Raw genomic sequence first — 19,987 nt, 5'->3', positions numbered from 1 at the left:
TCCGGGGGAGGAAAGGATATGGATTTTTTAAAAGCCTCAACGTTGGAGGAAAAACTGGACCTAATTCAAACGCTTGCCGGCCCGTTTTCCGAAAGGGCGGCTGCCAATGACTTGGAAGGACGGTTTGCTTTTGAAAATATTCAAGATTTAAAAGAAACAGGCTATACAAAGCTGACTGTGCCACAAAACTACGGTGGGGGCGGCATTTCGCTGTATGAGCTTGTCCGCCTGCAAGAGGCCATCGCGGTTGCGGACGGGTCGACTGCCCTTTCCATTGGATGGCATATGGGGATTTTAATGCATTTGTCCGAAACAAGAACATGGAACGGGCAATTGTTTGAACGCATTTGCCGTGCGGCAGCAGGGGAGGCCGCCCTCATCAACACTTGCGCAACAGAAGCGCAAACGGGCAGCCCGACGCGCGGTGGCATGCCGGAAACAACGGCAACGGAAAAGAACGGCGAATGGGTGTTAAACGGGAGAAAAACTTTTGCCACCATGTCTCCGGTGCTCGACTTTTTTATCATTACCGCAACGATTCCGGAAAAAGAAGCGGTTGGCAGTTTTGTCGTTCCGCGGGATACGGCTGGCCTCTCCATCGTCGAAACATGGGACAGCATTGCTTTAAGGGCAACCGGCAGCCATGATGTTGTGCTGGAAAACGTCAAAGTCCCGCTTGCGAACCTGGCGGAGATCCAGACGAAAAAGAAGGAGCCGGCCGGTTATCTGCTCCATATCCCTGCCTGTTATTTAGGCATTGCCGAGGCAGCAAAACGGGAAGCGGCTCGCTTTGCTAAATCGTATACGCCGAACAGCCTGAACCATCCGATTGCGGAACTGCCGGCTATCCGCCAGAAATTCGGTGAAATCGAGCTGAAATTGATGCAGGCGCGGCATTTTCTGTATTCGGTTGCGAAAATGTGGGATGAAGCCGGAGCAGAACAAAGAAAAGAGATGGGCCCGGAACTTGGGGCAGCGAAAATGGCGGTTACGAATCATGCGATAGAAGCAGTTGATTTAGCGATGCGAATCGTAGGTGCCAGAAGCCTGTCCGAAAAAAGTCCGCTGCAGCGCTATTACCGCGATGTCCGCGCCGGGCTCCACAACCCGCCGATGGATGATGCCGTCCTTATGCAGCTCGGCGCGCGTGTGTAAAATCAAAAAGCATCCGATGGTCTAAACAGCGGGAAAACAGAATTGTGGATCTGGCCATGAGGATAGTCGGCGCCCGCAGCCTTTTTCAAAAAAGCCCGCTGCAGCGCTATTACCGTGATGTCCGCGCCGGGCTCCACAACCCACCGATGGATGATGCCGTCCTTATGCAGCTCGGCGCGCGCGTGTAAAATCAAAAAGCACCCGATGGTCTAAGCAGCCGGGAAAAAAGGGGGGGCGCAAAGCAGCAAAGCGCCGCCGCTTTTTTTCGTCCCGCTTTGTCGCTGTCGCTAAAAAGCGGCAACTGCTGATATTGCACTGTTGCCGCTCCATGGCTCGCTTACGTTCTATGATGTACGGGTAAGCCCGTACGTTTTCATCCAGCCATTTTTCAAGGATTTTCCTGATAGTTTCCGGGGTGGTTTTCGGCTTGCGGGTGTAAGACAGCAGGCCGTTTGTTTCCTGCTCGACATCTGCAAGCTGCGTATAACAGAAGCCTCCTCCTTATCAAAACGTATTATAATAAAAAAATAAAAATTTAGAAATAATTTATTGTCGAGGTATTTTTTATGAGAAAAATCTATGAATTCATGAGTAAAGATGAGAAGAAGAAGGCTATATCTTTGCTTACTAAAGATATAGATGAGCTAAAGAAGGAACAAAAACTAGAAGATGAAAAGGGATATCCCCGAGTAGTAAAAGACGCAATAGAAGAAACAATCCAAAGGTACATAAAAGATATGGAGTATTTAAAAGATGATTTAAAAAAAGAAGAGAAAAAATCTTAAATCAGTTATTACAGCAGTGGATCGCATTGGAATGGTAAATGATTGTACTGAGGCTGTATTATTTAAGGCTTGCTGAATAAGCAAAATTCCTAGATTTGGCAAGAGTGCTGACAGCTTTGGCAACAATTTAAATGCAAGGATTTTACAACAAATCCAGGGAAAAGCTTGCACTCGAAAGCCGATTCAACGTATTTAGAAGACAAAATCACGCATTCTCACATATATTTTGCGACAGAGCTTGCAGACAAATTTGGTACAAACTCAGAATCGGATTCGTTCAGCAAGCCCTATTTAGAAATGGAATATTACCAGTAAAAATTTTAGTAAAAATGTTGCCTTTTTTTACTTCTGCGTGTAAGATGGAATTGAAGAAAACGTTTGCAATCTTTTTATTCTATTCTATTACACTTAGGGGGGAACGACCATGAGCAACCCAAATTTGTCTCAGGCTTTTAAGGAGTATTTCGGGACGGCGGCGGAGCGCGCGTTTTTTGCGCCGGGCCGGATTAATCTGATCGGGGAGCATACCGACTATAATGGCGGCCATGTGTTTCCGTGCGCGATTACCATGGGGACGTATGCTTTGGCCAAAAAACGCGATGACCGCAACATTCGCTTTGTATCTTTGAATTTTAAAGAAAAAGGCGTCATCGAATTTACGCTTGACGATCTGGCATACAACAAAGCACATGACTGGGCCAATTACCCGAAAGGCATGCTGAAGTATTTGAAGGAAGCGGGGCATGAAATAGAACAGGGTTTTGACTGCCTCGTGTACGGCAATATTCCGAATGGGGCCGGCCTGTCTTCTTCCGCCTCCATTGAACTATTAACCGGCGTGATGCTTGAAAAATTGTTCAACCTGAAAGTGGAACGGCTCGATCTTGTCAAGCTCGGGCAAAAAACGGAAAACCAATTTATCGGCGTAAACAGCGGGATCATGGATCAGTTCGCAGTCGGGATGGGCAAAAAAGACGCGGGCATTTTGCTCGACTGTGCCACGCTTGCGTACGAATATGCCCCGATCAAGCTGGATCACCATAAAATTTTGATTATGAACACGAATAAACGCCGTGAACTTGCGGACTCTAAATATAATGAACGACGTGCGGAATGTGAATCGGCACTGAAACAGCTGCAAAAGAAACTCGATATCGAAACGCTCGGCGATTTGACAGAAGAAGCATTTGAAAAAAACAAGGAAATCATAGACAATGAGATTGTGAGGAAACGGGCAAAACATGCGGTTTACGAAAATGTGCGCACGCTAAAAGCACTTGACGCATTAAAACGTGGCGACCTGCCCGCTTTCGGAGAACTGATCAATGCCTCCCACCGTTCGCTGCGGGATGATTATGAAGTGACCGGCAAAGAACTCGATACGCTGGCCGAAACCGCCTGGAAGCAGGAGGGCGTGCTCGGGGCGAGAATGACGGGCGCGGGATTCGGCGGGTGCGCAATCGCAATTGTTGAAAATGACAAAGTCGATGCGTTCATCAAAAATGTCGGGGACGTCTATGAAAAAGAAATCGGCTACCGGGCGGACTTCTACACCGCAAGCATCGGTGATGGAGCAAAAGAAATGACAATGGAGGAACTTGTATGAGCATTTTAGTTTTAGGTGGAGCCGGTTATATCGGCTCGCATGCCGTATATCAACTGATCGACCAAAAATATGACGTGGTGGTGATTGACAATCTGCAAACCGGCCACCGCGCCGCAATCCATCCAAAGGCAAAATTTTACGAAGGTGATATTCGCGACCGTGCCTTTATGCAGGAAGTTTTCGGGAAAGAAAAAATTGACGCGATCATTCATTTTGCAGCCAACTCGCTTGTCGGCGAATCGATGGAACAGCCGCTGAAATATTTCGACAACAACGTATATGGCACGCAAATTGTGCTTGAAATGATGAAAGAATTCCATGTGCCGCATATTGTGTTTTCTTCGACCGCTGCAACATACGGGGAACCGGAACACGTGCCGATTACAGAGACAATGCCGACCGTTCCGACCAACACTTACGGCGAGACAAAACTGACGATGGAAAAAATGATGAAATGGTGTGAAAAAGCGTACGGCATTAAATACGTTGCACTTCGCTATTTTAACGTAGCCGGCGCAAGATCAACCGGCGAAATCGGCGAAGACCACCATCCGGAAACGCATCTCATCCCGGTTGTATTGGAAACGGTGCTTGGAAAACGTGAGGCGATCACCATTTTCGGCGAAGACTATGATACAAAAGATGGGACATGCGTCCGCGATTACATCCATGTGGAGGACTTGATTGATGCCCACATTCTCGCGCTTCAGTATTTGAAAAACGGCGGTGCAAGCGATGTGTTCAACCTCGGATCAAGCTACGGATTTTCCGTCAAAGAAATTGTGGATACCGTGCGGGAAGTGACCGGCAAAGGCTTTAACGTCAAAATCGGCGACCGCCGCGCCGGGGATCCGAGCACGCTCATCGCTTCATCCGAAAAGGCTAAACGTGTGCTCGGCTGGAATCCGAAAAAAACGGATATCCGCCAGATTATCAAAGATGCATGGAACTGGCATGAAAGCCATCCAAACGGTTACGACGACAGAAGGTGAAATCATTGGCCATTTTTGAAACGGTCGAGCAGCTTGTAAACAAGGCTGTCCGTGCCGGGTTAATCGGGGAAGAAGACCGGGTGTATGCGAGAAACCAGGTGCTGTCACTTTTGCATCTGGATGAATTTCATGAACCGGAAGAAGGCGGGGCGGATCAGGATATTCCTGATCTCCTCCGCATCCTTGTCCGTTACGCGTGCGAAAAAGGCATCATTCAGGATGTATTGGATGAGAAAGACATTTTTGCAAGCCACATCATGAATGTGTTTACGCCGCGCCCGTCAACGGTAAACTATATTTTCCGGGAAAAATATGCGGAAAGCCCGGCTGAAGCGACCGATTATTTTTACGCATTAAGCAAACACAGCAATTATATCCAAACGAAGCAGATTGCGAAAAACATTGTATACAAGACGCCAACGGAATACGGCGATCTTGACATTACCATCAATCTTTCAAAACCGGAAAAAGACCCGAAGTCCATTGCCAGGGAAAAAAACGCCAAAAAAGGGCATTACCCGAAATGCCTGCTTTGTATGGAAAACGAGGGATATGCCGGCAGAACGGGGCATCCGGCACGGTCGAACCACCGGCTTATCCGCCTTACCCTCGGCGGCGAGCCGTGGTATTTGCAATATTCACCGTATGTATATTACAACGAACATTGCATCGTGCTGTCGGAAACGCACCGTGATATGAAAATCGACAAAGCGGCTTTTCAAAGATTGCTTGAATTTGTCGGGAGGTTCCCGCATTATTTCCTTGGTTCAAATGCCGATCTGCCGATTGTCGGCGGTTCGATTTTGTCGCACGACCATTATCAGGGCGGGCGTTATGAATTTGCGATGGCAAAAGCGGCTGACGACTGGCAGTTTGAAATGAAGGCATTTCCGGATGTGGAAGCCGCCGTTATCAAATGGCCGATGTCGGTCATCCGGCTGCGGAGTGCAGAGGCAGCAAGGCTTACAGAGGCCGCGGATCATATTTTGCAAATCTGGAAACAGTACAGCGACCCTTCCGCCGACATTCTCGCAGAAACAAACGGAACGCCGCATAACACAATTACACCGATCGCAAGAAAACGCGTGGGCCGGTTTGAACTCGATCTTGTGCTCCGCAACAACCGGACAAGCGAAGCCCATCCGCTTGGCATTTTCCACCCGCACGCTGAGGTCCATCATATTAAAAAAGAAAACATCGGGCTGATTGAAGTGATGGGGCTTGCGGTTCTGCCGGCGCGGCTGAAAAATGAGCTGGCCGAAGTGGATAAATATTTGCTCGGGCAGCCGAATGATATTGCCGACTACCATCTTGACTGGGCAAACGGTTTAAAGAAAAAATACGAAGGCACGGTGGCGGCGGAAAACGTGGAAGGCATCGTCCGCAATGAAGTGGGCAAAGTCTTCTTGCAAGTTTTGCAGCACGCCGGCGTCTTCAAACGGGACGAAAGAGGAAAACAGGCATTCCGGAATTTTTTGCGTAAGTTGTAGGAGGTCCGTTCCAACCTTTTTTTGCGCATGTTCACGGTGAAAGGGTGCGGGCTGCTAAACGCCTTCCGGAATGTACCGCGCACACCAAACAGCAGGCCGGTTTTTTACGTGGCTTTCAGGCCGGCTGCGGATTCCGGAAGCGTTTGGCGCGGCCGCGGGGAACAGGAGCCGGCAACGCGTTCCAACATTTTTAGCATACGCTTTTGACGCATATAGGGGGCTGCAGATCACATTCCGTAACTTTTAGCTCAGACGGGTACACCGGGCCGTTTTATATGGCCCGCAATCTTTAACGGAAAAGGGCTGATCAAAATGGAAATAAAAAAGGCATTGTTTGGGGAATTGGAAGGGCGTCCGGTCCATGCTTATGAATTGAAAAATGACCGCGGCATATCTGTAACGGTGCTTGAATACGGTTGCATCATCAATAAGATCATCGTGCCGGACAAAAACGGCAAACCGGAAAATATCGTGCTCGGGTATGACAACCTTGACGGCTACCTCCATGGTGTTCCGTATTTCGGCGCTATCATCGGCCGTATTGCCGGCAGGATCGCCGGAGCTTCTTTTGAACTGGACGGCAAAACATACAAGCTTTCTGCCAATGAAAACCGCAACCATCTCCATGGCGGCTTCAAAGGGTTTAACGCCGTCATCTGGGACAGCACACCCATTGAACAAGACGGCGCAGTTGGTGTGAAATTTACGCATATAAGCCCGGACGGCGAAGAAGGCTATCCCGGAAATCTCGATGCCACCGTGACCTATCTTTTAACAAATGAACAAGAACTGAAGCTGTCTTATCAGGCACATACGGATAAAAAAACGATCGTCAACATGACCAATCATGCATACTTCAATTTAAGCGGCGATATGAAACGCGATGTACGCGGGCACAAATTGCAAATCCCGAGTAACCGTGTGCTTGAACTTGGCCAGGAAACGCTGCCGACAGGGAAAACTTTCGATGTCACCGGCACCGCGTTCGATTTTCGGAACGGGCGAAAAATCGAAGACGGCACGGTATCAGATCATCCGCAAAACGTCCTTGTCGGAAACGGCTATGACCACGCGTTTTTATTGCCGGAAACGGAAAAAACGATCCGCTTAAAAGACGAAGAGAGCGGGCGCGTGCTGACGGTGGAAACCGACCAGCCTTGCGTCGTCGTTTATACTTGCAATACAATGGGCAATGACGAATATGAAATCCGCGGCCGCAAGCCTTCAGATTATTTGGCGGTCTGCCTTGAGACGCAGGGTGTGCCGGATGCGATCCATCACCCTGAATACCCGTCTGTGATTCTAGAGCCGGGTGAAACATACCGTGCCCATACAAAATGGATTTTTGGTTGAAAAAGATTGAGGTGTAAGCATGGCAACGATTAAAGATATTGCAGAGAAGGCGGGTGTTTCCATTTCAACGGTTTCACGCGTGCTGAATAACGACCCGTCACTTTCCGTTAGTGACGATACGAAAAAAAGAATCTTTGAAGCGGCTGAAGCGCTTTCCTACAAGAAAAAAACAGCCCGGAAACCGGAAAAAATTAAAATTGCGCTAGTGTACTGGTATACGGAACAAGAAGAGCTGAATGATTTGTATTATTTATCGATCAGAATGGGCATTGAAGCACGCTGCAGCATGAAAAATATCCGGCTGACGAAATACGATTTGACGCATTTGGAAGAGATGGGGAAAGAGCAAATCCAGGGCATTATTGCTGTCGGGAAATTCAGCCTGGCGCAAGTGGAGAAGCTTCTCTCTGTTACCCCGAATATCGTATTTGTCGACTGCTCGCCTGACGACAACCGCTTTGATGCTGTTGTGGCCGATTTTGAAAAAGCGACAGAAAAAGTGCTCGCCTATTTTACGGAAAAAGGCCATACACAAATCGGCTTTATCGGCGGCAGGGAAAATTATAAAGATGCGTCCGCCACGATTGAGGATCCGCGCGAAACGGCGTTCAGGCGCTGGATGCAGGCAGCAGGCCGCTGGAATGAAAAATGGGTATATATCGGTGCGTTTTCGACTGAAGACGGATACCAGTTGATGAACGAGGCGATCCGCGAACACGGGGACGCGCTTCCGACCGCTTTTTTTGCCGCCAATGATGCGATTGCGATCGGGTGCCTTAAGGCGCTTGCGGAAAACAACATCCCGGTGCCCGGCCGCGTGAGCCTTATCGGCGTCAATGACATCTCGCTGTCCAAATATGTTTTCCCGCCGCTTTCTACTGTGAAAGTGTATACGGAATTGATGGGCGAGACAGCAGTCGATACGCTGCTGGAACGTTTGGAAGGCAGAACCGTTGCAAAGAAAATTTTTATTGCCACAAAACTTGTTTGCCGCAAAAGCGGATGAGTGAGTGGGAAAGCGGGTAAAAATGATTTTGAGGCTGTCTGTTGCGATCTTGGTTTTGGAATGGTATGGCCGCGAACTTTACGGAAAGCGGAGTAAATTTTAGGGCAGATGATGCAAAGGTGCCGAAGCAGTGCAGGTCCCGGTTTCAATAATAGCGGGGGCACGAAAGAAAATGGGCGGGCTTTGCGAAAAGTAGAGTAGCGATTAAGGCAGGCTTTGCAAATGCATCGGGGCAGTGCGAGTATAGGTTGCTGTTTCGAAATGGCATATATTGCAAACAAAACCGCCGCAAACCTGTCGTAAGTGGGCAGGATTTTAGGGCAGATGATGCAATGCCTTGAAGCATTGCAAGTACCTGCTTCAAAAATAGCAGTGGCGCGAAAGAATGGCCGCGGCTTTGCGAAAAGTAGAGTAGCGATTAAGGCAGGTTTTGCAAATGTATCGAGCAGTGTGGATCCCGGCTCCAGCCCGGTTCCAGGCTGCAGCACTTGCCTCGTGCAAAGCGGAGGCCCGCATAAAGCCGGGGCCGCATGCATATAATAGAAGCATGCACGAATGCGCCGGGACGGTTTGCACACTTGCCTGCATACGTTAACGCAGCAGGGCCGGTCCCCTTTTTTGTGTTAAAGTGTGTTATACTAAACATAAGAAGGGAGTCTTTTATGATGGCATATTTTAATAACCAGAAGGAGCCGGTGCCTGAGGTGGAAACGACCGTATGGGCCTGCACAAACGATGATTGCAACGGTTTTATGCGTGAAAACTTTACTTTTGAAGAAAAGCCGCACTGCCCGCTCTGCCACTCCGATATGAAAAAAGAAGTACGCGTGCTGCCAGTTATCGGAAGTTAAAAAAACAGTTATTTTTTGTTGCCATTTTTCGGGCCTGTTGAAACCCCTGTTTTCAACGGGTTTTTTACTATCTGCGGGAATCGTTAAGCCATTTTTTGTAAAACCCGATTGCGCGCGGTCTCCAGCATACAAAAGGGGTGCCATGAAAGCACCCCTTTATCTCACTTTTTTTCTTTCCATTCGGCGAATATCTCATCCGCGATTTCTTCCAGAGATTTCACTTTGCCGTGCGGGTTTTGCGATTCTTTCCGGACTTTCCACTGTCGTTCTTCTTCGCGCTTTGATTTACTCACTTGGATCACTCCTGTTTGCCATCTGTAAATTTCGCGAATCTTTTCATATCCTTATCCGTTTCAAGCGCTGTCACAGCAAACGGTTTATAAGGCTTATGTTCACTGAACAAGCCAACCTGGTTGCTCCCATGCGCATCATTGACAACCGTTTCCGCCTCATTGTCCCGATGCGTCACCTCACGTTTGTCAGGCATAGTATTTCCACTCCTTGTTCAAAATAAAATCATGTTTTCCGCCGATCAATGTTATAATTACCTATTATGAAGCAAACGATTTACGGAGGAGGAAACTGCTGCAATGGATTTAACACCAGGAACCGTTGCCGAACTTACGGTGGTGCGGGAAGCGCCGTTCGGTTATTTTTTATCTAACGGGACAGAAGACGTGCTCCTGCATCACCGGGATATTGTGGAACCCTTTGATCCGGAAGCGGTGCAAACGGTCTTTCTATATCAGGACCATCAGGGGAGGCTGGCCGCGACAAATGTGATTCCGGACATCCGATTGGGGACATACGGCTGGGCGGAAGTTGCCGGCACCAAAGAAAAACTTGGCGTTTTCGTTTCGATCGGAATTCACAAAGACATGCTTCTTTCTGTTGATGACTTGCCCCCGATCCGCTCGCTCTGGCCGGAAAAAGGCGATCGTTTATACATTACCCTTGATCTTGACAAACATGGGCGCTTATTCGCAAAATTAGCCGAAGAAAACATGGTCAGGGATTTAGCGAAACAAGCCGGTCGTGAAATGTGGAACAAAGATGTCACCGGGCATGTGTTCCGACTGACAAAAGCGGGTTCTTCAATCATAACCGATGAGGGCTTTATTGGCTTCATCCATGAATCACAGCGCAAAAACGAACCGCGCCTCGGGCAGAAAGTGGAAGGCCGCGTCATTGATGTAAAAGAAGACGGGACACTGAATGTCTCGCTTTTGGGGCGCGCTTATGAAGCATTGGATAAAGATGCGGAAAATATCCTTGCCTATATGGATTCCCGCGGCGGAAAAATGCCGTATTGGGATAAAAGCATGCCGGAAGAGATTCAGGAGCGGTTTGGCATCAGCAAAGCGGCGTTTAAACGTGCGCTCGGCCGTCTGATGAAAAACGGCACCGTCTATCAAGAAGAAGGCTGGACTTATCGGAAGGAGGGAAAGTAATGGCAGCTCCAAGGTTGAAACGCATTCACCATATTGCCATCATTTGTTCCGATTATGCAAAATCAAAGCATTTTTATGTCGATTGCCTCGGATTGGAGCCGGTGCGGGAAGTATATCGGAAAGAGCGGGATTCCTACAAACTGGATCTTTCGGTCGGCGGCGTATATCAGATCGAGCTGTTTTCCTTTCCGAATCCGCCCGCGCGTCCGTCATTTCCGGAAGCTGCGGGCTTGCGGCATCTTGCATTTGAAACGGACGATGTAGAAGCGGATAAAAAGCGGCTTGAAGAAATGGGCATTCAAGTAGAAGACATCCGCATTGACCCGCTTACAGATAAAAAATTCACCTTTTTCCAGGATCCCGACGGTCTTCCGATCGAATTGTATGAAAGCTGACCTGTTACTGCGGATGAAAAAATTTGCAGACAAACGGCCGGTGCAAAAAAACAGATTGGCAGATAAAGAAATAGAAAACGCCCCCGTATAAACACTAAAATTTGGCAAACAAAAAAGCGGCATCCGGACAGCAAAAAAATGGCAGGCAAGAAACGAAAAATGGTTCCAAATGGGCAAAAAATTTTTCGCTCAGAAGATAGCTGAAGACAAACGGCCGATTGAAAAACACGGGGATACCGGGACAGCAAAAAATGGCAGGCAAGAAACGAAAAATGGTTCCAAATGGGCAAAAAATTTTGCATGCAGAAGATAGCTGAAGACAAACGGCCGATTGAAAAACACGGGGATACCGGGACAGCAAAAAATGGCAGGCAAGAAACGAAAAATGGTCCCAAATGGGCAAAAAATTTTGCGTGCAGAAGATAGCTGAAGACAAACGGCCGGTGCAAAAACACGGGGATACCGGGACAGCAAAAAATGGCAGGCAAGAAATGAAAAACGTCCCCAAACGGGCAAAAAAATTTTGCGTGCGGAAAGCAAATGGCCGGTGCAAAAACACGGGATAACCGGCGCGGGTGCAGGAGCGGTATGCTATAATGAAAAGGACTGAAAATGCTTTGTTCATATTTGAGCAAAGGATTGCCTTTCAAGGAGGAAGATTTGAATGAGCGAGCCTTTATTTCTTGAACCGGTTTTTAAAGAAAGAATTTGGGGAGGAACCGCGCTGAGGGACCGGTTTGGTTACCGCATCCCGTCTGACCATACAGGGGAGTGCTGGGCTATTTCCGGCCATCCGAACGGCCCGTCGACTGTAAAAAACGGTGAATTTGCCGGCAAAACCTTGATGGAACTGTGGGAAGAAAGACGTGACTTGTTCGGCGGAATGTCTGGAAAAGGATTCCCGCTCCTGACGAAAATTCTCGATGCAAATGCAGATTTATCGGTTCAGGTTCACCCGGATGATGCATACGCCAATGAACACGAAAACGGAGAACTTGGCAAAACGGAATGCTGGTACATCATTGATTGCAAGGAAGACGCACAGCTCGTTTACGGGCATCATGCCAAAACGAAAGAAGAATTCGTCCGCCTGGTTGAAGAAGGAAAATGGGACAGCCTGCTGCGCAAAGTGCCGATTCACCCGGGGGACTTTTTCTATGTGCCGAGCGGGACGATTCATGCTCTTTGTGAAGGGACGCTTGTGCTCGAAACGCAGCAAAGCAGTGATACAACGTACCGCGTTTATGACTACGACCGGACGGATGCTGCCGGCAACAAACGTGAACTGCATTTGCAAAAAGCCATTGATGTTACAACGATACCGCACCGGGATGCCGCAGTCCTCCCCCGTACGGAAGAAAAACCGGGTGTTACCATCACAACGTTTGCAAAGGAAGCCTTTTTCTCTGTATATAAATGGGATGTAAAAGGAACCGCATCGTTTACCCAAAACAAACCGTTCGAACTGGCCAGCGTGCTTGACGGGGAAGGGGCCATGAAAGCCGACGGAAAAACTTATCCGCTTGAAAAAGGGATGCATTTTCTGCTGCCGTCCGGATTTGGCCATTTTGAACTGGAAGGTCATCTGACGCTGATCATATCCCATCCGTAAACTGTCTGTCTATCAAGAATATTGCAGCAAACGGCAGAAAACCGATATAATGAAAAATACATGACAACTGAGTATGGGGGAGACGTTGAAAATGCCAATCAATATACCGAAAGATTTACCTGCCGGAGAGCTGCTGAGACAAGAGAAAATTTTTGTGATGGATGAGGACAGGGCGAGAACGCAGGATATCCGTCCGCTGAATATATTAATCTTAAATTTAATGCCGGAAAAAGAAAAGACGGAGTTGCAGCTGCTGCGCCTTCTTGGCAATACGCCGTTGCAGGTCAACATCACTTTTCTCCGGACGTCGACTTACCAATCCAAAAACGTCAGCAGCTACCATTTAGAACATTTTTACACGGTTTTTGACGAGGTGAAAAGCCGCCGTTTTGACGGGATGATTATTACCGGTGCCCCGGTTGAAAAAATGGATTTCGAAGCGGTGGATTATTGGGACGAGCTGAAGCAAATCATGGATTGGACCAAAACCAATGTCACGTCGACATTACATATTTGCTGGGGCGCGCAGGCTGCATTGTACTACCATTACGGCATTGAGAAGTACGAACTGCCGGAAAAGTGTTTCGGCATTTTCAAACACCGCTTGTTTTTGCCGATGGTCAAGCTGGTCCGCGGATTTGATGAGGTTTTTAACGCGCCCCATTCCCGCTATACGGATGTTGCACGCGGAGCCATTGAAAACCATTCGGAACTGCAGCTCGTTTCCATATCGGAAGAGGGTGCGCCATTCATTGTGATGGACGAAAACGGGAAAAATATTATGATCACCGGCCATTTGGAATATGACGCTACAACCCTTGCTGATGAATATGTGCGCGATCAGCAAAGGGGCCTTGGTACCGCCCTCCCGAAAAATTATTTTCCGAATAACGATGCCAATGAGAGGCCGCTCCATACATGGCGCTCGCACAGCTACTTACTTTTTTCCAATTGGCTGAACTATTATGTATACCAAGAAACACCATACCAATGGTAAACAAAGAGCTGTCCCACAAACAGGGGCGGCTTTTTTGGTGCTTGGGGATTTCAAAAGAAAGTTACCGTTCGATTCAGCTGGCTTTTGTTCCTTTGAAGCTTGCTAAAGGACAATGCGTAAACGGCAAAAAGCCCCCAACTGCTATCAGAAGCATCCCAAAAAAAGAGGCAGCCCCGCGTATCAGGACAGCCCCTTTTCGCTTTCCGCTTTCGGAACCGCGAAAGAGAGAAGAAAACAAACAAGTGAAATTATGGCAAGCAGGATGAAGATCGAATGAATGCCTGAAAAAAGCACATGCCGCAGCCAATCGCGCGCCGCTTCCGAAAACCGGCCTGCACTTTCCGGATTGATCAGCCTGTTCAGCGAATTCGTCGTAAACCCGCCCGGATTGTCTTTCGCAAGTTCCTCGGCAACTTTTGCATTGAAATACGTACCGAATACAGCGGAACCGGCCGACTGCCCGAGATTCCGGAAAAATGTATTCGATGCCGTCGCCGCCCCGCGCAAAGACCAGTCCACCGCCGACTGAACCGAAACGAGCGAGATCGTCATCACAATCCCGAACCCGAACCCGGAAATGGCGGAGAAAACGTAAAAACTCCATTCCTGCGTTCCCAATGAAAACAAGCTGAGCCAGGCAGTGCTTCCCAAGATGAAGGCCATCCCCGTTAAAAACGCCAAACGGTCCCCGTATTTCAACTGAAGCCTTCCGCCGGCAAAAGAGCCGAGCATCCACAAGACGGGACTCGGTGCCAGCATAAGGCCGGAAAGCGTTGCGCCATGCCCTTCAAGCCCTTGGATCCACATCGGAATATATACGTTAATCCCCATCAGAACGGCACTACCCAAAAAACAAACCAGATTTGAAACCGAAATGGCCCGGACGTGGAACAACGAAAGCGGCATTAATGGATCCGGATGCCGGTACTCAATCAAAATGAATAAACCAAGGAGAATAACACTGCCAGCTAACAATCCCAAAATCACCGGGTTTCCCCAGTCGCTTGTATCCCCGCCTTTTTGCAGGGCGTAAAGCAACGCGAGCATCCCGGCGGAAAAGGTGGCAGCCCCCCCATACATCAATCGCATTTTCCGTTTTTTCCACCGGCTCATGTAAAAACAGGATGACCATCAAAACGGAAATCAGACCAAACGGCAGATTGATGAAAAAGATCCAGTGCCAGGTGAGCTGGTCGACAAAGAAACCGCCGAAAAGAGGCCCGATGACACCGGCAATGCCCCATGCCGCGCCCATAAACCCGAGCATTTTCGCCCGTTTTTCATGCGGATAAATATCGGCAACAATGGTATTCGTAACCGGCATGATCGCCCCGGCCCCGATTCCTTGAATGGCACGGAACACAATCAGCTGGCCCATCGAACCGGCAAGCCCGCACAACGTCGAACCGGCAAGAAAAACAACGGTGCCGGCTGTGAAAATTTTTTTGCGACCGTACAAATCCGCAAGCTTCCCGAAAATTGGAACCGTTACTGCTGAAGTGAGCAAATAAATGGCAAATACCCAGTTCATCACGCCGATCCCTTTCAGGTCGCTCACAATCCGCGGCATCGCGGTGCTGACAATCGTCCCCTCAATGGCTGTTAAAAAGGTAGCCACAAACAGGGCGATTGTGACCGTCTTGACATTGGTTTGTTTCATAAAAAGTCCTCCATGATTTGTTCGTTCTGCACTTTTTCTAGTATATATCAACTTGCCGCGGAAAAATAGATTTCTAGACTCAGGAAAGAATCTGCATAAAAAGAAATCATTTCCCCATAATAAAGATTGACATCTGACACATCATGAATGATAATTGGTATAGACAACTATATAAATTTTAAAAAAGAGGTGTTTTCCGTTGACGGAAAAAGTGCTGATCCACAGCAATCTTTATACAGGGAATGAACATATTGCAGACGGATTTATCCGGTTTACAGATAAAATCATTGAAACCGGCAAAATGGCAGATTACCGGCCGAAAGCAGGGGAAGAAGTGATCGACGGGAAAGGGATGACAACTATCCCGGGCATGATTGATGTCCATATCCATGGCGGCTATGGCATTGATGCGATGGATGCCGATCCGGAGGCGCTCGTTACATTAAGCCAAAAGTTGCGGCAGGAAGGGGTGACTTCCTTTTTCGCGACAACGATGACCCAGGATTACGGAAAAATCGAAGCCGCCTTGCGCGCCGTTAAAGTGGCAAAAGAAAAAGGGGGCACAACGATCGAAGGCATTCATCTCGAAGGGCCGTTTGTTTCGAAAAAAAGAGCGGGGGCCCAGCCGCTTGAATATATTAAGGCGCCGGACACGGAACTGTTTTTAAAGTGGGTTGAAGCTTCTGGCAATCTCATTAAGCTTGTCACCTATGCCCCTGAAAATGAAGGTGCACGGGCATTTGAAAATGTGATGATTGAACGCGGCATCGTGCCTTCCATGGGCCATTCAGATGCCGTCCGTGCTGAACTTTTACAAAGCAAGGCAACACACGCGACCCATCTTTATAATGGCATGCGCGGCCTGCACCACCGCGAGCCTGGCGTTGCGGGGCATGCGTTGCTGTCGCCTTATGTACAAGTTGAACTGATTGTTGACGGTATCCATGTGCATCCGGATATGGTGAAGTTCACGTATGAAATAAAAGGGCCGGAAAAAATCTCCGTCATTACTGATGCGATGCGGGCGAAAGGGCTGCCGGACGGGGAGTCGGAGCTCGGCGGCCAGAAAGTGCTGGTGAAAAATGGGGAAGCCCGGCTTGAAAATGGTGCGCTTGCCGGCAGCATCTTAAAGATGGACGATGCATTCCGCAACATTATGAAATTTACCGGCTGTTCGATTGCAGAAGCGGTACAGATGACTTCCGTGAACCAGGCGCGCGAGTTTGGCCTCGAACAAAAAGGAAGTCTCACGGCCGGGAAAGATGCCGATTTCGTACTGCTGGATGAACAATTACGAGCGAAAGCAACGTATCACCTTGGAGAGCGGAAATAACCAGTCGCGCAGTAAAAGAGTCTTACAACCAGTAAAGATCTGGTAAAAAAACATATCATCTTTGAAAGCGGGGATAAAAATGGATGTGCATATTTTTAAAACAAGCGATGAAGCAGCAAAATACGCCTATGAACTGATCGAAAAAGGGATTCGGGAAGGGCAAATCCGCACGCTCGGGCTTGCAACGGGCGGCACGCCGCTGAAGCTGTATGCTTACATGCGGCATGCCGGACTGGACGTTTCAAACGTTACCACTGTGAATCTTGACGAATATGTGGGCCTCAAAGATACCGATGAACACAGCTACCGTTATTACATGGAAAAAGAACTGTTTTCGCATATGAATTTTAAACAATCGTATCTGCCTGATGGAACGGCGGAAGACCTCGAAGAAGAATGTGCAAGGTATGAAAGAATTTTAAAAACGCATCCGGTCGACCTACAAGTGCTCGGCATCGGTAAAAACGGGCACATCGGCTTTAATGAACCGGGCACTTCCTTCGATTCCAGAACCCATATTGTCGAACTGACCGAATCGACGCGGGAAGCAAACCGGCGCTTTTTCGAAAGAGAAGAAGATGTGCCGGATCGCGCCCTTTCGATGGGGATTGCTTCGATTATGGACGCGAAAAAAATCGTACTGCTGGCATTCGGCAAAAGTAAGGCTGAAGCGGTCCGCAGCATGATCAAAGGGCCGGTGGACGAAGCCTGCCCGGCATCCGTTCTGCAAATGCATCCGAATGTCGTTGTCGTTGCCGATGAAGATGCCGCTTCTTTGCTGGAGGATGCCGGGAAGCGCCATGATTGACAAAACCTCCCCGATCCCGATTTACTTTCAAATTCAGGAAGAAATCCGGAAGAAAATCAGGGAGGGGGAATGGAAAACAGGCGAAGCCATTCCGTCTGAACGGGTGTTAAGCGATCTTTTTGAAGTGAGCAGAATGACAGTCCGCCAGGCGGTACAAGGTTTGGTGGATGAAGGCATTTTAATGAGAAAACGGGGAAGCGGCACGTTTATCAGCGAACATAAGGTGGAGCAGCCTTTGGAAGGGCGGATGAGTTTTACGCGGCTGATGGAAGAGCGCGGGATGAAAGCTTCGAATAAAATCGTGGCGTTTTTTGAAAGGGAAGCCTCCGTGCAGGAAATGGAGGCACTCACGCTGAAAGAGCCGGAAAACGTTCTTCATATCGAGCGGCTCCGCTACGGGGATGAGATCCCGATTGTATTCGAATCGATCATCACCCCGGCAAGGATTGCGGCAGGGCTTACTGAAGAAAAATTAAACCGTTCTTTCTACCAGTTTCTTGAACGGGAAAAGGGATTGCGGCTCGGAAAAGGGTACCAGACAATCGAAGCCGTTGCGGCGAGCGCACGGCTGGCAAAACTGTTAAAAGTGGCCCCGGGTTCACCGGTGCTGTCCATTGAACGCGTGACTTCGCTTTCAGACGGTACACCGTTTGAATATGTCAAAGCGCAATACGCCGGCAGCCGCTTTAAATTTTATATGTAAGAAGAATCAAATCGGGGCAAGCCGGTTCAGATGCAAAAAAACCGCGGAAGATCCGCGGTTTTTTTGGTTCAATTTATAGAACATTAATAGAAACGTTTATAGCTGTCAAAATGGGATTTCCAGTACGTGTAGCCGACAGAAGAAACAGATACGCCATCGGAATTCGCGGCGATAAACCGGCCGCCGCCGAGATAGATACCAACATGCGTGATCGCGCTCGGATTGGTTCCATACGTGCCTTCAAAGAAGACGAGATCTCCTGCCTTTGGGCTGTTCACATAGTAAGAACGGTTATAAAGGCCTGCTGCGGACATGCGGGAAATGCTGTACCCGGCTTTTTTGTATACATAATAGATAAAACCGCTGCAGTCAAATCCGGACGGGCTCGTACCACCCCAAACATACGGCGTGCCGATTAAGCTGTTCGCAATGCTGATTAAAGAAGATACAGAATGGGTACTGCCTGAAGTTGTATCGACTGTTGTGACCGATTTGGAAGAATCGGACGGACTGCCGGTTACTTTCAGCTTCTGGCCGGCATAAATCAAGTCGGAACTCAGATTGTTCAAAGATTTAAGCTTACTGACGGTGATTCCGTACTGTTTGCTAATGCCGGACAATGTGTCTCCGCTTTTTACCGTGTATGTAGCCGTAGCCGTGGAACCGGAACTGTTTGAACTTGCAGCGCCTGCCGTTCCCGATGTGGAGGAACCGGATGAGCTGCTACCGGTTACTTTTAGCTTCTGACCGGAAAAAATCAAATCGGAACTTAAATTGTTCAAAGATTTTAGCTTGCTGACAGTTGTCCCAAACTGTTTGCTAATGCCGGATAATGTGTCTCCGCTTTTTACTGTGTATGTAGTCGTGGAACTGGAACTGCCGGTTGAACGCGAACTGCTGCTTGAACTGGACGAGGAAGCGGAATCTGCCCCTTTGGAAACAGCCAATACGTCACCGGGATGGATCAGCGATGAAGAGAGCTTGTTCCAGCTCATTAAGTTTGAAACCGATATGCCGTGGTTTAAGGCAATCGTGCTCAATGTATCCCCCGGCTTGACCGTGTACGTTTTGGCAGAAGAGGATGGGGCCGAAACAGAACGGGCCGAAGCTTTTGCCTTGGACGCTGAAACGTTCAGTACCTGGTTCGGGTAAATCGTGTCAGATGCCAAATGGTTGGTTGATTTCAATGCATCAACGGACGTATTATACTTCTTTGCAATTTTCCAGAGGGAATCCCCTTTTTGGACTTTATATGTCTGGGCAAATGCCTGCGATGTAAACGAAGTGGCCAGAATGGTTGTAGCGGCAACAGAAAAGACAGTTTTCTTTCTCACACTCGTGTAACCTCCATTTATATTTTTATCTCTCTATTTAACATTCTATCAAAATTTTTTCACAATGGTACCCCATTTCGGCATTTTATAGGAAAAGATTGCACTTTTTTCCAATGAAAGCGGCAGAAATAGCGAAATTTGTTAAGATATCCGGCAAAATCGAAGGTCTTTCTTAACATAGAGTGCGTCTACGTTAAGATACCCGGCAAAATTGAGAGTCTTTCTTAACATAGAGCACGTCTACGTTAAGATATCCATAAAAATTCCGCGTCTTCCTTAACGTAGAGTGCTTCTATGTTAAGATATCCGGCAAAATCGAAGGTCTTTCTTAACCTAGAGCGCGACTATGTTAAGATATCCGCAAAAATTTTCTCGCTTCCTTAACATAGAGTGCGTCTACGTTAAGATACCCGGCAAAATTGAGAGTCTTTCTTAACATAGAGCACGTCTACGTTA

General features: G+C 48.3%; 19 protein-coding genes and 1 pseudogene. 16 read left to right on the top strand and 4 right to left on the bottom strand.

Translation table 11 applies throughout. The features are described 5' to 3' along the window. Nucleotides 1-18: 18 nt before the first annotated feature. From NFR98_RS05895 to NFR98_RS05855, 9 genes are all read left to right on the top strand, one after another. On the top strand, nucleotides 19-1,155 hold the full coding sequence (locus NFR98_RS05895; protein WP_014095921.1) for an acyl-CoA dehydrogenase family protein: 1,137 nt from the start codon (nucleotides 19-21) through the stop codon (nucleotides 1,153-1,155). Nucleotides 1,156-1,199: 44 nt separating this feature from the next. Beyond that, nucleotides 1,200-1,343 carry a hypothetical protein gene (locus tag NFR98_RS05890; protein ID WP_437184214.1) on the top strand — a complete coding sequence of 48 codons (144 nt, stop codon included), beginning with the start codon at nucleotides 1,200-1,202 and terminating at the stop codon, nucleotides 1,341-1,343. Nucleotides 1,344-1,721: 378 nt separating this feature from the next. Continuing rightward, nucleotides 1,722-1,940, top strand: coding sequence for a hypothetical protein (locus NFR98_RS05885; protein ID WP_017551607.1), 219 nt, complete (start codon nucleotides 1,722-1,724; stop codon nucleotides 1,938-1,940). 424 nt (nucleotides 1,941-2,364) lie between these two features. Further along, nucleotides 2,365-3,546 (top strand): galactokinase, encoded by a 1,182-nt coding sequence (locus tag NFR98_RS05880; RefSeq protein ID WP_026684379.1) that lies wholly within the window; start codon nucleotides 2,365-2,367, stop codon nucleotides 3,544-3,546. Then, the gene (gene galE, locus NFR98_RS05875; RefSeq protein WP_251459821.1) at nucleotides 3,543-4,538 is read left to right on the top strand and encodes a UDP-glucose 4-epimerase GalE; all 996 of its coding nucleotides are present in this window, start codon (nucleotides 3,543-3,545) and stop codon (nucleotides 4,536-4,538) included. Before NFR98_RS05880 ends, galE begins: the two co-directional genes overlap by 4 nt. A gap of 5 nt (nucleotides 4,539-4,543) precedes the next feature. Continuing rightward, a complete protein-coding gene (galT, locus tag NFR98_RS05870) occupies nucleotides 4,544-6,028 on the top strand; it encodes a UDP-glucose--hexose-1-phosphate uridylyltransferase (protein ID WP_110133859.1) in 1,485 nt (494 codons plus the stop codon). Nucleotides 6,029-6,340: 312 nt separating this feature from the next. Then, nucleotides 6,341-7,381, top strand: coding sequence for an aldose epimerase family protein (locus NFR98_RS05865; protein WP_251459820.1), 1,041 nt, complete (start codon nucleotides 6,341-6,343; stop codon nucleotides 7,379-7,381). A 19-nt stretch (nucleotides 7,382-7,400) separates the two neighbouring features. Then, the gene (locus NFR98_RS05860; RefSeq protein ID WP_017551614.1) at nucleotides 7,401-8,387 is read left to right on the top strand and encodes a LacI family DNA-binding transcriptional regulator; all 987 of its coding nucleotides are present in this window, start codon (nucleotides 7,401-7,403) and stop codon (nucleotides 8,385-8,387) included. Nucleotides 8,388-9,049: 662 nt separating this feature from the next. Then, the gene (locus NFR98_RS05855) at nucleotides 9,050-9,238 is read left to right on the top strand and encodes a cold-shock protein (RefSeq protein ID WP_014095913.1); all 189 of its coding nucleotides are present in this window, start codon (nucleotides 9,050-9,052) and stop codon (nucleotides 9,236-9,238) included. 161 nt (nucleotides 9,239-9,399) lie between these two features. Here NFR98_RS05855 and NFR98_RS05850 read toward each other — a convergent pair whose 3' ends face one another. Beyond that, entirely contained in the window at nucleotides 9,400-9,531 is a 132-nt protein-coding gene (locus NFR98_RS05850; protein WP_014095912.1) for a DUF6254 family protein, read from the bottom strand. Nucleotides 9,532-9,536: 5 nt separating this feature from the next. Beyond that, the gene (locus NFR98_RS05845; RefSeq protein WP_014095911.1) at nucleotides 9,537-9,725 is read right to left on the bottom strand and encodes a hypothetical protein; all 189 of its coding nucleotides are present in this window, start codon (nucleotides 9,723-9,725) and stop codon (nucleotides 9,537-9,539) included. A gap of 103 nt (nucleotides 9,726-9,828) precedes the next feature. Here NFR98_RS05845 and NFR98_RS05840 point away from each other — a divergent pair, with 103 nt between their 5' ends. The 4 genes from NFR98_RS05840 (at nucleotide 9,829) to metA (ending at nucleotide 13,693) form a co-directional block, all read left to right on the top strand. Further along, the gene (locus NFR98_RS05840) at nucleotides 9,829-10,689 is read left to right on the top strand and encodes a CvfB family protein (RefSeq protein ID WP_035182268.1); all 861 of its coding nucleotides are present in this window, start codon (nucleotides 9,829-9,831) and stop codon (nucleotides 10,687-10,689) included. After that, the gene (gene gloA2, locus NFR98_RS05835) at nucleotides 10,689-11,084 is read left to right on the top strand and encodes an SMU1112c/YaeR family gloxylase I-like metalloprotein (RefSeq protein ID WP_035182266.1); all 396 of its coding nucleotides are present in this window, start codon (nucleotides 10,689-10,691) and stop codon (nucleotides 11,082-11,084) included. Before NFR98_RS05840 ends, gloA2 begins: the two co-directional genes overlap by 1 nt. Before the next feature lie 664 nt (nucleotides 11,085-11,748). Then, a complete protein-coding gene (gene manA, locus NFR98_RS05830) occupies nucleotides 11,749-12,696 on the top strand; it encodes a mannose-6-phosphate isomerase, class I (protein WP_017551620.1) in 948 nt (315 codons plus the stop codon). 91 nt (nucleotides 12,697-12,787) lie between these two features. Then, on the top strand, nucleotides 12,788-13,693 hold the full coding sequence (gene metA, locus NFR98_RS05825; protein ID WP_014095907.1) for a homoserine O-acetyltransferase MetA: 906 nt from the start codon (nucleotides 12,788-12,790) through the stop codon (nucleotides 13,691-13,693). Nucleotides 13,694-13,873: 180 nt separating this feature from the next. On the opposite strand, the pseudogene NFR98_RS15805 reads toward metA, so the two are convergent. Then, nucleotides 13,874-15,353: pseudogene (locus NFR98_RS15805) on the bottom strand (MDR family MFS transporter). A 199-nt stretch (nucleotides 15,354-15,552) separates the two neighbouring features. Here NFR98_RS15805 and nagA point away from each other — a divergent pair. The 3 genes from nagA to NFR98_RS05800 all read left to right on the top strand — a co-directional run bounded on the left by nagA (nucleotide 15,553) and on the right by NFR98_RS05800 (nucleotide 18,197). Beyond that, nucleotides 15,553-16,686, top strand: coding sequence for an N-acetylglucosamine-6-phosphate deacetylase (gene nagA / locus NFR98_RS05810; protein WP_035182262.1), 1,134 nt, complete (start codon nucleotides 15,553-15,555; stop codon nucleotides 16,684-16,686). A 79-nt stretch (nucleotides 16,687-16,765) separates the two neighbouring features. After that, a complete protein-coding gene (gene nagB, locus NFR98_RS05805; RefSeq protein WP_014095904.1) occupies nucleotides 16,766-17,494 on the top strand; it encodes a glucosamine-6-phosphate deaminase in 729 nt (242 codons plus the stop codon). Beyond that, nucleotides 17,487-18,197: a GntR family transcriptional regulator gene (locus tag NFR98_RS05800; RefSeq protein WP_014095903.1), complete on the top strand. Its 711-nt coding sequence runs from the start codon at nucleotides 17,487-17,489 to the stop codon at nucleotides 18,195-18,197. The genes nagB and NFR98_RS05800 overlap by 8 nt, the downstream gene beginning before the upstream one ends. An 83-nt stretch (nucleotides 18,198-18,280) precedes the next feature. Here the strand turns inward: NFR98_RS05800 and NFR98_RS05795 are convergent, their stop codons facing one another. Then, nucleotides 18,281-19,531 (bottom strand): C40 family peptidase, encoded by a 1,251-nt coding sequence (locus tag NFR98_RS05795; protein ID WP_014095902.1) that lies wholly within the window; start codon nucleotides 19,529-19,531, stop codon nucleotides 18,281-18,283. Between the last annotated feature and the right edge of the window lie 456 nt (nucleotides 19,532-19,987).

Source organism: Weizmannia agrestimuris, assembly GCF_943193165.1.
GTDB classification, from domain to species: domain Bacteria; phylum Bacillota; class Bacilli; order Bacillales; family Bacillaceae_C; genus Weizmannia; species Weizmannia faecalis.
Note: the sequence above shows the minus strand (reverse complement) of the source record. Positions and strands in the feature narration are given on the sequence as shown.

Bases quoted from the DNA above. Each gene is read 5' to 3' on its own strand.
- NFR98_RS05885 (WP_017551607.1), top strand. From the start codon at position 1,722: ATGAGAAAAATCTATGAATTCATGAGTAAAGATGAGAAGAAGAAGGCT.
- metA (WP_014095907.1), top strand. From the start codon at position 12,788: ATGCCAATCAATATACCGAAAGATTTACCTGCCGGAGAGCTGCTGAGA.
- NFR98_RS05855 (WP_014095913.1), top strand. From the start codon at position 9,050: ATGATGGCATATTTTAATAACCAGAAGGAGCCGGTGCCTGAGGTGGAA.
- NFR98_RS05865 (WP_251459820.1), top strand. From the start codon at position 6,341: ATGGAAATAAAAAAGGCATTGTTTGGGGAATTGGAAGGGCGTCCGGTC.
- NFR98_RS05840 (WP_035182268.1), top strand. From the start codon at position 9,829: ATGGATTTAACACCAGGAACCGTTGCCGAACTTACGGTGGTGCGGGAA.
- NFR98_RS05860 (WP_017551614.1), top strand. From the start codon at position 7,401: ATGGCAACGATTAAAGATATTGCAGAGAAGGCGGGTGTTTCCATTTCA.
- NFR98_RS05800 (WP_014095903.1), top strand. From the start codon at position 17,487: ATGATTGACAAAACCTCCCCGATCCCGATTTACTTTCAAATTCAGGAA.
- manA (WP_017551620.1), top strand. From the start codon at position 11,749: ATGAGCGAGCCTTTATTTCTTGAACCGGTTTTTAAAGAAAGAATTTGG.
- galE (WP_251459821.1), top strand. From the start codon at position 3,543: ATGAGCATTTTAGTTTTAGGTGGAGCCGGTTATATCGGCTCGCATGCC.
- NFR98_RS05895 (WP_014095921.1), top strand. From the start codon at position 19: ATGGATTTTTTAAAAGCCTCAACGTTGGAGGAAAAACTGGACCTAATT.
- NFR98_RS05845 (WP_014095911.1), bottom strand. From the start codon at position 9,725: ATGCCTGACAAACGTGAGGTGACGCATCGGGACAATGAGGCGGAAACG.
- nagB (WP_014095904.1), top strand. From the start codon at position 16,766: ATGGATGTGCATATTTTTAAAACAAGCGATGAAGCAGCAAAATACGCC.
- NFR98_RS05880 (WP_026684379.1), top strand. From the start codon at position 2,365: ATGAGCAACCCAAATTTGTCTCAGGCTTTTAAGGAGTATTTCGGGACG.
- gloA2 (WP_035182266.1), top strand. From the start codon at position 10,689: ATGGCAGCTCCAAGGTTGAAACGCATTCACCATATTGCCATCATTTGT.